11 protein-coding genes are annotated in these 13,764 nt (G+C 67.2%); 9 read left to right on the forward strand and 2 right to left on the reverse strand.

Translation table 11 applies throughout. The annotated features are described in order from the left end of the window. Nucleotides 1-86: 86 nt before the first annotated feature. The 9 genes from EV651_RS31685 to EV651_RS31725 are packed head-to-tail and all read left to right on the forward strand — an operon-like array spanning nucleotide 87 to nucleotide 12,224. On the forward strand, nucleotides 87-674 hold the full coding sequence (locus EV651_RS31685; protein WP_166658858.1) for a PadR family transcriptional regulator: 588 nt from the start codon (nucleotides 87-89) through the stop codon (nucleotides 672-674). A 40-nt stretch (nucleotides 675-714) separates the two neighbouring features. Continuing rightward, entirely contained in the window at nucleotides 715-2,298 is a 1,584-nt protein-coding gene (locus EV651_RS31690; protein ID WP_133788936.1) for a sulfatase-like hydrolase/transferase, read from the forward strand. 10 nt (nucleotides 2,299-2,308) lie between these two features. After that, nucleotides 2,309-3,823, forward strand: coding sequence for an ABC transporter substrate-binding protein (locus tag EV651_RS31695; protein ID WP_133788937.1), 1,515 nt, complete (start codon nucleotides 2,309-2,311; stop codon nucleotides 3,821-3,823). A gap of 5 nt (nucleotides 3,824-3,828) precedes the next feature. Further along, nucleotides 3,829-4,770 carry an ABC transporter permease gene (locus tag EV651_RS31700; RefSeq protein ID WP_133788938.1) on the forward strand — a complete coding sequence of 314 codons (942 nt, stop codon included), beginning with the start codon at nucleotides 3,829-3,831 and terminating at the stop codon, nucleotides 4,768-4,770. Continuing rightward, nucleotides 4,767-6,461 carry a dipeptide/oligopeptide/nickel ABC transporter permease/ATP-binding protein gene (locus EV651_RS31705; protein WP_133788939.1) on the forward strand — a complete coding sequence of 565 codons (1,695 nt, stop codon included), beginning with the start codon at nucleotides 4,767-4,769 and terminating at the stop codon, nucleotides 6,459-6,461. Before EV651_RS31700 ends, EV651_RS31705 begins: the two co-directional genes overlap by 4 nt. Further along, entirely contained in the window at nucleotides 6,454-7,284 is an 831-nt protein-coding gene (locus EV651_RS31710; protein WP_133788940.1) for an ATP-binding cassette domain-containing protein, read from the forward strand. Before EV651_RS31705 ends, EV651_RS31710 begins: the two co-directional genes overlap by 8 nt. Beyond that, entirely contained in the window at nucleotides 7,281-9,041 is a 1,761-nt protein-coding gene (locus EV651_RS31715; RefSeq protein WP_133788941.1) for a sulfatase, read from the forward strand. The genes EV651_RS31710 and EV651_RS31715 overlap by 4 nt, the downstream gene beginning before the upstream one ends. Beyond that, nucleotides 9,041-10,561, forward strand: a complete 1,521-nt coding sequence (locus tag EV651_RS31720) for a sulfatase (RefSeq protein ID WP_133788942.1) — start codon at nucleotides 9,041-9,043, stop codon at nucleotides 10,559-10,561. The genes EV651_RS31715 and EV651_RS31720 overlap by 1 nt, the downstream gene beginning before the upstream one ends. A gap of 25 nt (nucleotides 10,562-10,586) precedes the next feature. Further along, on the forward strand, nucleotides 10,587-12,224 hold the full coding sequence (locus EV651_RS31725) for an MOSC and FAD-binding oxidoreductase domain-containing protein (protein WP_133788943.1): 1,638 nt from the start codon (nucleotides 10,587-10,589) through the stop codon (nucleotides 12,222-12,224). Here EV651_RS31725 and EV651_RS31730 read toward each other — a convergent pair. Together EV651_RS31730 and EV651_RS31735 are read right to left on the reverse strand one after the other, a co-directional pair. Continuing rightward, nucleotides 12,208-13,266: an enolase C-terminal domain-like protein gene (locus tag EV651_RS31730; protein WP_133788944.1), complete on the reverse strand. Its 1,059-nt coding sequence runs from the start codon at nucleotides 13,264-13,266 to the stop codon at nucleotides 12,208-12,210. The genes EV651_RS31725 and EV651_RS31730 overlap by 17 nt on opposite strands. 119 nt (nucleotides 13,267-13,385) lie before the next feature. After that, the gene (locus EV651_RS31735) at nucleotides 13,386-13,763 is read right to left on the reverse strand and encodes a DUF4037 domain-containing protein (RefSeq protein WP_202870597.1); all 378 of its coding nucleotides are present in this window, start codon (nucleotides 13,761-13,763) and stop codon (nucleotides 13,386-13,388) included. Nucleotide 13,764 lies beyond the last annotated feature (1 nt).

Consider the following 13,764-nt stretch of genomic DNA (forward strand, 5'->3'; position numbering starts at 1 on the left):
GGTCGGGGCGCGAACCCTTGACGGGGTATTCCACTTGTGGTGTCCTCACGGGTATTCCACTTGTGTCATACCAGCTGGAGGCGGTCATGAAGCTCGAGCACATCCTTCTCGGCGTGCTGCTGATGCGCCCCAGCACCGGGTACGACCTCAAGCGCTACATGGACGCCCGCGGGACGTTCCTGCGCCCCAACACCCAGATGAGCCAGGTCTACCGCTGCCTGTCGTCGATGGAGGACCGCGGCTGGGTCTGGCACACCGTCGAGCCGCGGCCGGGCGCCCAGGACGCCAAGACCTACCGGGTCACCGACGAAGGGATCACGGTGTTCATGGACTGGCTCACGGCGCCGTACTCCCCGACCACGATCTTCACCCGGGACCCCGGGTTCTACGGGCGGCTCGCGTTCTGCGGGTTCCTCCAGCCCGACCAGGTGATCGAGCTGCTCGATCGGGAGATCCTCGCCCGGCAGCTGCAGATCAAGCGCTACCGCGACCGCGACCGCTCCGTTCCCGAAGAGCCTGAGCTGCCGTACGACGCGGACCTCCAGGCCCTGGTCGAGGAGCGGACCCACGAGCTCGGTTCGCAGTACATGGACCAGCACGTCGCCTGGTGCATCGAGCTCCGCGAAGAGCTGCAGAGCCGCAGCTCCCAGCGGCGCATCCGCGCGGTCGACTGACCGCAGAGCCACGTTGGTTGGCCCCTTCAGGAGCACAGCTATGCCCACTTCCAGGCCGAACATCCTGTGGATCAGCACGCACGACATCAACCCGCATCTCGGTTGCTACACCGGGATCTGGCCGGGGGCCGAGCTGGCGTCCACACCGCGCCTCGACGCGCTCGCCGCCGAAGGGCTGCTGTTCGAGCAGGCCTTCGCCGCCGCCCCGGTCTGCGGCCCGTCCAGGAGCGCGATCGTCACCGGCTGCTTCCCGCCGGCGATCGGCACCATGCACATGCGAACGCGGGCCACTCCCCCGCCGGACGTCCGTCTGCTGCCCGAGTACTTCCGCGCCGCGGGCTACTGGACCGGCAACACCGCGTTCACCGACTTCCAGGTCGACGTTCCCGACCCGGTGTACGACGAACTCGGCGACCACGCGCACTGGCGGCTGCGAGACGATCCGGAGCAGCCGTTCTTCATGGCCTTCCACAGCCTGATCACGCACGAGTCGCAGATCTACCTGAGCGACGAGGAGTTCGCGAGCAGGACGCCCGATGCGCACCGTGTGCAGAAGGCCGACGTACCGCCGTACCATCCGGACACCGAGGTGTACCGGACGTCGTGGCGCCGCTATCTCGAGCTGATCAGTCAGATGGACCACTGGGTCGGCACCCTCCTCGACCAGCTCGAGGAGGACGGGCTCGCGGACAACACGATCGTCGTGTTCTGGAGCGACCACGGGCTCGGGATGCCGCGCGGCAAACGGTGGGCGACCGAGCTCGGGTTCCGCGAGCCGTTGATCGTCCGTTGGCCGGGGCAGATCGCGCGCGGGTCGACGTACGCCGAACCGGTCGCGCTGATGGATCTGGCGCCGACGATGCTCGCGATGTGCGGGCTCGACGTACCGGGCCACATGCACGGCGAGGTGATCCTCGGGCCTGACGGACAGCTCCGGAGCCGCAGCCAGTACGTCGTGAGCGCGCGGGACCGAATGGGTGAGGCCGAGGACACCTCCCGCTCGATCCGTGACCGCCGGTTCCGCTACACCCGCCATCTGCATCCGGACCGTTCGCCGATGGGCCACACCGAGTACCCGGACAACCTGTGGACCTGGAAGGAACTCCGCCGGCTGTTCGCGCAGGAAGCCCAGCAACAGCTGGCGTTCGGCGAACAGCCGTCGATCCTCACCGAGCTGCAACGCTCGATCGTTGCCGCAAGCAAGCGTGCTCCGGAGGAGCTGTACGACCTCCGGAACGACCCGCACGAGGAGCACAACCTCGCCGGATTGCCTGAGTACTCCGACGTACAGCAGCGGCTTGCCGCCGCGCTCGACAGGTGGCTGGCCGAGGTCGGTGATCTCGGCACCAGACCGGAGCGTGACCTGCTCGCGCGATGGCGTCCCGACGGACGGCGCCCACGCGCCGCGGAACCCGAAATCGACAGCCGAGACGGCCTGGTGGCGCTCACGGGGACGACGGACGGCTCCACGATCGGCTGGACAACCGCCCCTCCCACGGCGGACAGCCGTCGGTGGCAGCTCTACACCGCCCCGTTCACCCCACCCGCACCGATCTGGGTCAAGACCTGGCGGCTCGGCCACGAGCCCAGCGCAGACGTCCCGATCGCAGCACCCGCACGTTAAGGAGCCGACCATGCTCATCCGCCGCTGCAGCGCGTTAGTCGCCGCTGCCGCCCTCGTCGTCGGGGTCGGTGCCTGTTCCGGCGCCGGCGCGAGTTCGTCCGCCGCCCGGACGCTGACGATCGCGAACGTCCTCGACAACAACTCCTTCGACCCCACCCAGCTGAACATCGGCAATCAGATGCAGTACTGGTCACCGGTCTTCGACACGCTGCTGACCCGCGACAAGGACAACAAGCTGAAGCCGTGGCTCGCGACGTCCTGGGCGTACGACGCCAAGCGCACGACGCTCAACCTGAAGCTCAAGAGCGGCGTGAAGTTCACCGACGGTACGCCGTTCGACGCGACAGTGGTGAAGGACAACCTGACCAACCTGGCCGCGGGGACCGGGCAGAACGCGTACATGGGCCGGTCGATCGCGACGTACCAGATCGTCGGACCGACCGAGCTGAACCTGAAGCTGAAGGCGCCGGACCCAGGGTTGATCGACTACCTGGCCAGCGTCGGCGGCGTGATGGCGAGCCCCAAGTCGCTCAAGTCGGCCACGGTGGCGACCGTGCCCGTCGGCAGCGGCCCGTACGTGCTGGACAAGACCGGGACCGTTGCCGGGAGCACCTACACGTACAAACGGAACCCGGACTACTGGAACGCCGCCGCCTTCCCGTACGACAAGATCGTCATCAAGCCGATGACCGATGTGACCGCTCGGCTGAACGCGCTCAAGTCCGGCCAGCTGAACGCGACATTGACCGACACCAACTCGCTCGCCGATGCCAAGCGCAGCGGGTTGACCGTCAACACGACGCCAGTCAACTGGAACGGCCTGCTGCTGATGGACCGCGAAGGCAAGCTGGTGCCGGCGTTGAAGGACCTGCGGGTGCGGAAGGCGATCAACTTCGCCTTCGACCGCGAAGCGATCCTCAAGAACGTCTCGCACAGTGAAGGTGCGCTGACCACCCAGATCTTCAACGCCGCCGGTGACGGCTACGACAAGTCGCTCGACAGCACCTACAACTACGACCCGGCGAAGGCCAAGCAGCTCCTCGCCGAGGCCGGCTACGGATCAGGCTTCTCGATCACGATGCCGGAGTCGTCCGGGTTCGCGCAGTACAACGCGATCATCGAGCAGCAACTGGCCGCGATCGGCATCACGGTGAAATGGGTCAAGGTCCCGTCCAACGCAGTCATCCCCGAGATCCTGTCCGGCAAGTACCCGGTCGCGTTCATGACGCTGGGCAGCCAGTCCGCCTGGCAGGACATCCAGAAGTCCGTCACCCGCAAGTCACCGTGGAATCCGCTGAAGGCCGGCGACCCGCAGCTCGACAAGCTGCTCGCCGCCGCCCAGAACGCATCGGAGGCGCAACTGCCGGCCGCGATGAAGGCGGTCAGCAAGTGGCTCGTCGACAACGCCTGGTTCGATCCGTGGTACCGCGAGAACAGCGTCTACCTGAGCGATGCGAAGACCGCGGTCGCCATGCAGGCGTACAACGTGGCTCCCGGTATCAGCTCGTTCTCGCCGAAGGAGTGATGGGCATGCTCGGATTCATCGGGCGCCGGCTGGTCGCCTGCCTGGTACTGGTCGTGGTGATCGCCGGCATCACCTTCCTGCTCGCCTTCTCCGGCACCAGCAACGTCGCCCGCAACCTGCTCGGCGAGAGCGCTACCCCGGACCAACTGGCCGCGAAGAACGCGGAGCTCGGTCTGGACAAGTCTCTGCTCGCGCAGCTCGGCACGTGGGCCGGGCATGCGGTCCGCGGCGACCTGGGCATCTCCTGGTTCACCAACGAGCCTGTGGCGCAGGCGATCGCCAACCGGCTGCCGGTCACCTTGTCCATGGTCGTTCTGGCCGTTTCCCTGACGGCATTGATCAGTGTCGGGCTCGGTGTGGCGGCGGCAGTGCGCGGTGGCTGGCTGGATCGGGTCATCCAGGTGCTGAGCGTCGCGGGATTCGCACTGCCGAACTTCTGGGTCGCGCTGGTCCTCGTGGTGTTCTTCTCGGTCACGCTCGGAGTCCTGCCGGCAACCGGCTACGTACGGCTCTCGGAGTCACCTGGGAGCTGGGCTGCGGCCCTCGTCCTGCCGGTGGCCTCCCTGGTGATCGGGAGTACGGCGTCCGCCGCGCAACAGGTCCGTGGTGCGGTGATCGACGTACTGCGTCAGGACTTCGTCCGCACGTTGCGGGCCCGGGGTATCAGTGCGCGGTCCGTCCTGTTCCGGCACGCGCTGCGGAACGCGGCGATTCCCGCGCTGACCGTGCTGTCACTGCAGTTCATCGCCCTGCTCGGCGGTGCCGTGGTGATCGAGAAGGTGTTCGCGATCCCCGGTCTCGGCACCCTCACGGTCAACGCAGCGCTGCAGGGCGACGTACCGGTGCTGATGGGTGTCGTGGTCACGCTGGTCGTCCTGGTCGTCATCGTCAACCTGGTCATCGACGTCGTCAGCGGCTGGGTCAACCCCAAGGTGCGTGTCCAATGACAGCTCGCAAAGTGTTCCGCAACCCGCTGGCGGTCGCGGCGCTGGTGATTCTGCTGGTGATCGTGCTGGCGAGCATATTCGCGCCGCTGGTCGCGCCGCACAGCCCGACCGCGCTCCGACTCGACCAGATCAATGCCGGCCCGGGCGGTGGCTACCTGCTTGGCGGTGACGGTGCCGGCCGGGACATCTTCAGCCGCCTGCTGTACGCCGGCCGCAACACCCTGACCGGCGCGGTGATCGCTCTCTCGGTCGCACTGGCGCTCGGCGTGGTCTCCGGTCTGCTCAGCGGGTACTACGGCGGTCTGCTCGACGGCGTCCTCGGCTGGGGCGCCAACCTGCTGATGGCGCTGCCGTCGATGATCGTGCTGCTCGCGCTGTTCCAGGCGCTCGGCTCGTCGATCTACCTGGCCATGGTCGCGTTCGGCGTGATGCTGTCACCCGGTTTCCACCGCCTGGTGCGAAGTCAGGTGATGGCGGTCAAGCACGAGTTGTACGTCGACGCGGCCCGGGTCTCGGGGCTGAGCGATCCCCGGATCATCGGCCGTCACGTGCTCCTGGTGGTCCGCGCGCCGATCGTCATCCAGGCGGCTGTCGTGGCCGGTATCGCGATCGTCGTGCAGTCCGGGCTGGAGTTCCTCGGGCTCGGCGATCCGGGGACGCCGACCTGGGGCGGCATGCTGCAGGACGCGTTCACGAACATCTACACGTCCCGGGTCGCGATCTGGTGGCCGGGTATGACGATCGCGCTCACCGTCGCGTCGCTGGTCCTGCTGGGCAACGCGATCCGCGACGTCATCCAGCGCACCGAGCGGCCCCGCAAGCCACCGAAACCGCCTGAGCTCGTCCCCGCGACCCCGGACACCGAGGAGCTGCCGCTGCTGCGGATCACGAACCTGACTGTCGGGTACCCGAGCAGCGACGGCTACCGCGAGGTCGTGCACGGTGTCGATCTCGACGTACGGCACGGGGAGGTGATGGGTCTCGTGGGTGAGTCAGGCTCCGGCAAGACCCAGACCGCTTTCTCGGTGCTCGGTCTGCTGTCACCCGGCGGCACCTTGCTGGGTAGCAGCAGTATCGCCTTCGACGGCACCGAGCTGGCCCGGCTGCCCGAGTCGGAGCGACGCGCGCTGCGCGGCCGGCGGATCGGGTACATCCCGCAGGAGCCGATGTCGAACCTCGACCCGTGCTTCCGGGTCGGCGAACAGCTCGTCGAGCCGTTGCGCGCGGTCAGCGGCCTGTCCAAGCAGGCCGCCGTCGCGGAAGCACTGCACCTGCTGGAGCGCGTCGGCATCCCGGACCCCCGACGTACGTTCGCCGCCTATCCGCACGAGATCTCCGGCGGTATGGCGCAGCGTGTGCTGATCGCGGGCGCGGTGTCGGGCAAGCCGGATCTGCTGATCGCGGACGAGCCGACGACGGCGCTGGACGTGACGGTGCAGGCCGAGGTACTCGAGCTGCTGCGTGGGCTGCAGACCGAGTTCGGTATGGCGATGTTGCTGGTCACGCACAACTTCGGGGTGGTCGCGGACATCTGCGACCGGGTGGCCGTCATGCAGGACGGACGGATCGTCGAGGTCGACGACGTCCGGCCGTTGTTCGCGAGTCCGCGGCACCCGTACACACAGACTTTGCTCGCCTCGACGCTCGAGGACAGCACGCCGCGCACCCGCCTGGAGGTGAATCATGCTTGAAGCACGCAACGTCGTGGTGGAGTACGCCGGTCGCGGCTGGCGGTCGAAGGGCTTCAATGCCCTGCACGATGTGTCGTTCGACATCAAGCCGCACGAGACGCTCGGTCTGGTCGGTGAGTCCGGCTCCGGGAAGACCACGATCGGGCGGGCGATCCTCGGCCTGGTCCCGGTCGGTTCCGGGTCGATCCGGTTCGACGGGCGGGAGCTGGTCGGGATGTCGCGCCGGGAGCGCCGGGGCTTGAGTGACGACATCCAGGTGGTCTTCCAGGACCCGTACAGCTCGCTCAACCCGTCGATGACCGTCGAGGACATCCTGGTCGAACCGCTGGTCGCCCGTCGTACGGCGGATCGTCGTACGGCGAGTGAACGTGTCCGCACACTCCTCGACCAGGTCGGTCTGCCGCAGGACGCCGTACATCGGCTGCCGCGGGAGTTCTCCGGCGGTCAACGGCAGCGGATCGCGATCGCCCGGGCGCTCGCGTTGCAGCCGAAGCTGATCGTCTGTGACGAGCCGGTGTCCGCGTTGGACCTGTCCACGCAGGCGCGGGTGCTCGACTTGTTCATCTCGATCCAGGAGGAGACCGGCGTGGCCTATCTCTTCATCTCGCACGATCTCGCGGTCGTCCGGCACATCAGCCACCGCGTCGCGGTCCTGTACCGCGGCGACATCGTCGAGTACGGCGACGCGCTCGACGTCACCGAGCGTCCCGAGCACCCGTATACGAAACGGTTGCTGATGGCCGCACCCCTTCCCGACCCGGACCGCCAGGCACTGCGCCGTCAGGAACGCCGCGACCTGCTGGCGAGTGAGGCGATTGCATGAAACGCGCTGTGATGGTCATGTACGACTCGCTCAATCGGCGGATGCTCCCGCCGTACGGCGCGGAGAACGTGCACGCACCGAACTTCAGCCGGCTGGCCGAACGCACGACCCTGTTCGAGAACTGCTACGCGGGGAGCATGCCGTGCATGCCGGCCCGGCGTGAGCTGCACACCGGCCGGTACAACTTCCTGCACCGCTCGTGGGGTCCGCTGGAGCCGTTCGACGATTCGATGCCGGAGCTGTTGCAGCAGAGCGGCGTACACACGCATCTTGCAACAGATCACCAGCACTACTGGGAGGACGGCGGGTCGACGTACCACAACCGGTACTCGACGTACGAGTTCTTCCGGGGGCAGGAGGGTGACCGGTGGAAGGGACACGTTCGTGATCCCGAGGTGCCCGAGACGCTGAACGCGACAACGTTCTTGAGTCGGCAGGACTGGGTCAACCGGCAGTACCTGCAGGACGAGGCGCGGCATCCGCAGACGCTGACTTTCGACGCGGGGATCGAGTTCATCGAGACGAACTTGGGAGAGGACAAGTGGTTCGTGCAGATCGAGACGTTCGACCCGCACGAGCCGTTCTTCAGCTACGACGAGTACCGGCGGTTGGCCGGCGTTGACACCGAGGCGCCGGTGTTCGACTGGCCGTCGTACCGGCGGGTGGTCGAATCGCCGGAGGAGGTGGAACGGGCGCGCGGCGAATACCTGTCGCTGCTGGCGATGTGCGACCGGTCGCTCGGCCGGGTGCTCGATCTGTTCGACCGGCACGGGTTGTGGGACGACACGATGCTGATCGTGTGCACCGACCACGGGTTCCTGCTCGGTGAGCGGGGGTGGTGGGGCAAGAGCGTGCAGCCGTGGTTCGACGAGACGATCCACACGCCGTTGTTCGTGTGGAATCCGCGGGAGCGGGCGGCAGGGGTACGACGGGACGCCCTGGTGCAGACGATCGATATCGCGCCGACGCTGCTCGACTACTTCGCTGTGGACGCTCCGGCCGACATGCAGGGGCTGCCGTTGACAGGTGATCAGACACGTGCGGGCGCGTTGTTCGGCTCGCATGGTGGCCATGTCAACGTGACGGACGGCCGCTACGTCTACATGCGTGGCTGTGCGGACTCGTCCAACGGTCCCCTCTACAACTACACGCTGATGCCTACGCACATGCGCGCCCGCTTCCGGCCCGGGGAGCTCCAGGACGCGACCCTGACCGACGGCTTCACCTTCACCAAGGGGGTTCCACTGCTGAAGGTCGCGGGCCCACCTGTCGGGAACCCGTGGTGGCATGGCTCGCTGCTGTTCGACCTCCAGAACGACCCGCAACAGCGGCACCCGTTGCGAGACGACGAGCTGGAGCTGCAACTGTGCAGCCTGATGGTCGACCTGATGCGCGCCAACGACGCACCTGCCGAGCAGTACGAACGTCTCGGTCTGCCGGTCGAAGGACCTGTGCTGACAGCGCATCTGCTCATCGAACGCCAGTGGGACCAGGCGCAGCGGGCCCTCCGGCCGTCGGTACGCCGGAGCGAGCTGGCAGCGGACTCTCCGCTGCGAACGCTGACGTTGACCGACGTATTGGAGCGCTACCCGGACCCATTGCCAAGTCACCTCACAGCAGGGCTCAACGGAATGCGCAGGCTCATCCCGACCGCGCCCCTGCTCGAGGTGTTCGCCGCACATCCCGGTGTGACCGCCGAGATGATGCTGGAGCTCGACACTGCCTTGTCCGTCCACGCCGCCCGAGAGGTGAGTTGATGCCCCAACCGAACCGCCCGAACATCGTCTTCGTCATGTCCGACGACCACGCCGCGCACGCGATCTCGGCGTACAGCGACAACACGAGCCGCAAGGTCAACAGCACGCCGCACCTGGACCGGCTGGCGCGCGACGGCGTGCGGATGGACGCGACGTACTGCACGAACTCGATCTGTTCGCCGTCGCGGGCGTCGATCCTGACCGGGACGTACAGCCACGTGAACGGCGTCGCGTCGATCTTCACCGAGATCGACTACCGCGTGCCGACGTTCGCCGAGGTGCTGAAGGAGGCCGGCTACCAGACCGCGCTGTTCGGCAAGTGGCACCTGGGTGAGCGGCCGGAGTCCGCGCCGCGGCACTTCGACGCGTGGCGGGTGTTCCCCGGGCAGGGTGAGTACGTCGACCCGCTGATGCTCGGACCGGACGGTGCCTCGTCGGTCCCTGGATACGCGACGGACATCGTGACTGACCAGAGCATCGACTGGATCAGGCAGCGGGATCCGGATCGGCCGTTCCTGCTGCTGGTGCACCACAAGGCACCGCACCGGCCGTGGGTACCGGACGAGAGGCACAAGCACCTCTACCCGGTCGGTTCGATCCCGGAGCCGAGCACACTGTTCGACGACCACAGCACGCGGAGTCAGGCGGTCCGTGGCGTCCGCATGTCCGTCGCGGACGACCTGGGTGCGGACGAGCTCGGTGAGAAGCTGCCGGACGAGCTACGCGGTCCGGAGAACCGGGAGGCGCGGATGCGGTGGAAGTACCAGCGCTACCTGCGTGACTACCTGCAGTGCGTCCAGAGCATCGACGACAACGTCGGGCGGCTTCTCGACGTACTGGACGAGGAAGGGGTCAGCGACAACACCGTTGTCGTCTACACATCCGACCAGGGGTTCTTCCTCGGCGATCACGGGTGGTTCGACAAGCGGCTCATGTTCGACGAGTCGCTGCAGATGCCGATGATGATCCGCTGGCCGTCGGTGATCCCCGCCGGCAGCACCTGCGACGCGATGGTCACCAACGTCGACTTCGCGGCGACGTTCCTCGACATGGCCGGCGCGCCGGCACTGCCCACCTCGCAAGGCCGGAGCTTCCTGCCGGTGCTGCGTGGTGAGGAGGTCCCGGACTGGCCGGATGCCGTGTACTACCGGTACTGGGAGCACGACGACCCGATCCACCACGCTCCGGCGCACTACGGCGTACGGACGAAGGAGTTCAAGCTCATCCACTACTACGGCGCCGGTCTCGGCGTACCGGGGTCGTCGGAGCGACTCTTCGAGTCCGAGTGGGAGCTGTACGACCTACGCAAGGACCCAGAGGAGCTCGTCAACGTCGCCGACGACCCGACGTACGCCGACACACGCGCTGCCCTGACTGTCCAGCTAGCCGAGCTACAAGCCCACTACGAGGACCTCCCCTACGAAGGCCCGTCAACACCCGCGCCAACCTGGTCCTGGGCAGACGAGAAGTCCCTGCGCCAGGTAGCCGAGTACACCAAACGCCTGAACCAGGAGGCGTAGCTTAGGACCGTGGAGGGGGGTCCGGATGAGTGAAGCGACTGTGTTGTCGGTGAATGTCGGACTGCCGAAGAACGTCGAGTGGAACGGGAAGACCGTCTACACCGGTGTATGGAAGCAGCCGGTCGACGGACCGGTGACGGTCCGTCGGCTGAACCTGGACGGCGACGGCCAGGGCGACACAGCCGGCCACGGTGGTGAGCAACGCGCGATGCTGGTCTACCAGCTCGACTCCTACCGTTACTGGGAGAAGTATTTCGGGCGGGACGACTTCGTCTACGGGCAGTTCGGCGAGAACCTGACGGTCGACGGACTGCCCGACGACGAGGTCTGCATCGGGGACCGGTACCGGATCGGCAGCGTGGAGCTCGAGGTGACGCAGCCGCGGGTCACCTGCTACCGCGTCGGGATGCGGATGGGCGAGCCGGAGCTGCCCGCCCTGCTCGTCAGCCATCACCGGCCCGGGTTCTACTGCCGGGTGATCACAGAGGGCGAGGTCGCGGCAGGCGACTCCATCGTCAAGACGGCGACCGGCCCTGGTGCGTTGAGCGTGTCCGACACGGACGCGCTGCTCTATCTGCCCGGCCGGGACCAGGAGAAGCTGCGGCTCGCCGTACAGATCCCCGCGATGAGTCCTGGCTGGCAGGGGTCGTTCCGCGACCTGCTGGAAGAGGCTGACACGCCCAAGCCGGCCTGGGACGGCTTTCGGCCGCTGCGGGTGACTGATGTGGTTGCCGAGACGAGTGACGTGTTCTCGGTGCACCTCGCAGCAGTTGACGGTGGTGAGCTACCAGCGACTCAGGCCGGTCAGTACCTGACATTTCGGTTGCCCGGTGCGGTGCGCAGCTATTCGCTCTCCACCTCCCGCGGCTATCGCGTGAGCGTCAAGCGCGAACCTCATGGTCTTGGGAGTGAATACCTCACGCAGCTAACACCCAGCAGTCTGCTGGAAGTCGCAGCACCACGTGGTGAGTTCGTCCTCGATGACGGGACCGAGCCGGTGCTGCTCATCTCAGCGGGCATCGGCGTGACGCCTGTGCTCGCGATGCTCCACAGCCTTGCCGGTAGTTCCCGTGAGGTCTGGTGGATCCACGCGACCCGCGGGCCGGCCGAGCACGCATTCGCGGCGGAGGCACATGAGTTGCTTGCGCAGCTTCCTGGTGCTCACGAGCACGTGTATTACAGCTCGATCGGCGGCCGGCTGACCAAGGACAAGCTTGCCGGCCTGGCCCTGCCCACCGATGCGACGGCGTACGTCTGCGGGCCGGAATCGTTCATGGCGGACATGCAGGAGGCGCTGAACGCCCTGGGTGTGAGGCGGATCCGCACGGAGCTGTTCGGAGCGTTGGCGTCGCTGAATCCAGGTGTCGTCGGCCAGCCGAGCAGACCGCCGCACCAACCAGATATGCCCGGCACAGGACCACTGGTCACGTTCGCCCGCAGTGGTATCTCCACAGCCATGCAAGACGGCAGTCTGCTCGAGCTGGCCGAAGCTTGCGATGTACCGGCCCGCTGGAGCTGCCGCACCGGCGTCTGCCACAACTGCATCACCCCACTGCTGTCAGGCGACCTGACCTACTCCCCCACCCCGCTAGAACCTCCCCCGTACGGACAGGCCCTGATCTGCTGCTCCCGCCCGACAACCGACCTCATCCTCGATATGTGATCGGCAGGTCGAGACCGAAGCCGGGGGCTTCGGACAGTACGACGTGACCGCCCTCCAGGACGTAGTAGCCGGGGCCGGGGACGCCTTCGATGATGGGGGTGTTGCCGAGGCCGGCTGCCAGGTGGGCGGCGTACAGGGTCTTGAGGGGCTGGCCCCAGGCGTGGGGTGAGGCTTCGGCCTTCAGGAGCGGCATGGTGCGGCGCCAGGCCGTGAGGCCGTGGCTGGTGACGTCCATGAGGGCTACGTCCACGAGACCCTCACGAGCCAGCTCGAGGACGTGCTCCACGTTCGGGTCGTACTCACCGTCGGCGACCTTAGGGCGGGAAGGCCCTGGTGACATGGTCCGCAGGTGGTCGTGGAGGGCTTCCAGGTCCGGGCGGCGTTCGGCGAACGGTTCCTCGATCCAGTACAGATCGCAGTCCGCGACGCCGTCCAGGTACTCGAAGAGGCCGTTGAGGGTGAACCCGTCGTTGCCGTCGACAAGGATCCCGGCGTCCGGGTACAGCTCGCGCGCCAGCCGGGTCACCTCGATGTCCCGCTGCAGTCCGGCGCGGGTGTCCATCCAGCGGTGCCCGCGGCCGATCTTCAGTTTGAAGTCGCGGAACCCGAACGCGTGGTCCTGTGCGAGATTCGCCCGGATCGCGTCCATCCCGCCGTCGAGGTCGTCGAAGTAGATGCCGCCGCTGTAGCAGCGCACCCGCGGCGACCCGGTTGCGCCGAGCATCGCGTACACCGGCAGGTCGAGGATCCGCGCCGCCAGATCGTGCAGCGGGTAGTCGAGGAACTCGGCCGCCGGGTCGATCACGCCCTGCTCCGGATCGATCAGCTCGGCCAACGACCGGCCGAGCAGCTGACCGGGATCCGCGTCGTACAACGGCAGCCCCCAACCCGTCGCGCCGCGGTCGGTCTCGACGACGTACGCCGTGGTGCTGCCGCCGTTCCCGTGACTCCCGAGGAACGCGTTACGGCCGATCGTCCGCAGATACTCGTAGCGGATCTCAGTGGTCGTGACGGAGCTGATGACGTGCCTGGCGAGGGTCATCGGTCAACGATAGACAGCAATCAGCTTCCGGAACGCGGCCGGGTTGCTGAGTACGTCGGTGTTGTCCGCGAACTGGTCGATCGCCCCGATCAGCCCGTGCCGCGAGACCGCGTCGTCGGTCACCGTCGCCAGACACGCGTCCGCGAACCGCCCAGCATGGAGCACCTGCGCGGGCCGGTGGCCAGCGCCACGTCGAGCCCGTCCGGGTGACCGAGGCGAGCGAACGCCGTACCGAGCCACTTGCTGTACGGCGCATAGGTCCGTGCCTGCAGCATCGCCAGCCGCATGAGGTCCCGCACCAGCCGAGCAGCCACCACACGTGACCCGAGCTCGTCGCCCACCTCGTGCGTGCGCTGGACGAATGCCTCCTCCTGCGCGATCCGCGACCACTGGCACGCGAGCGTCCACCGCCAGATCTGGTCCGGGTACCAGGCGAGTGCGTCACGCACCCGCTGCGAAGCATCGAACCCGAGCCGCTCGCGCAACCAGTCCCCCACG

Origin of the sequence: Kribbella sp. VKM Ac-2571 (assembly GCF_004362255.1) — a bacterium.
GTDB lineage: Bacteria > Actinomycetota > Actinomycetes > Propionibacteriales > Kribbellaceae > Kribbella > Kribbella pratensis.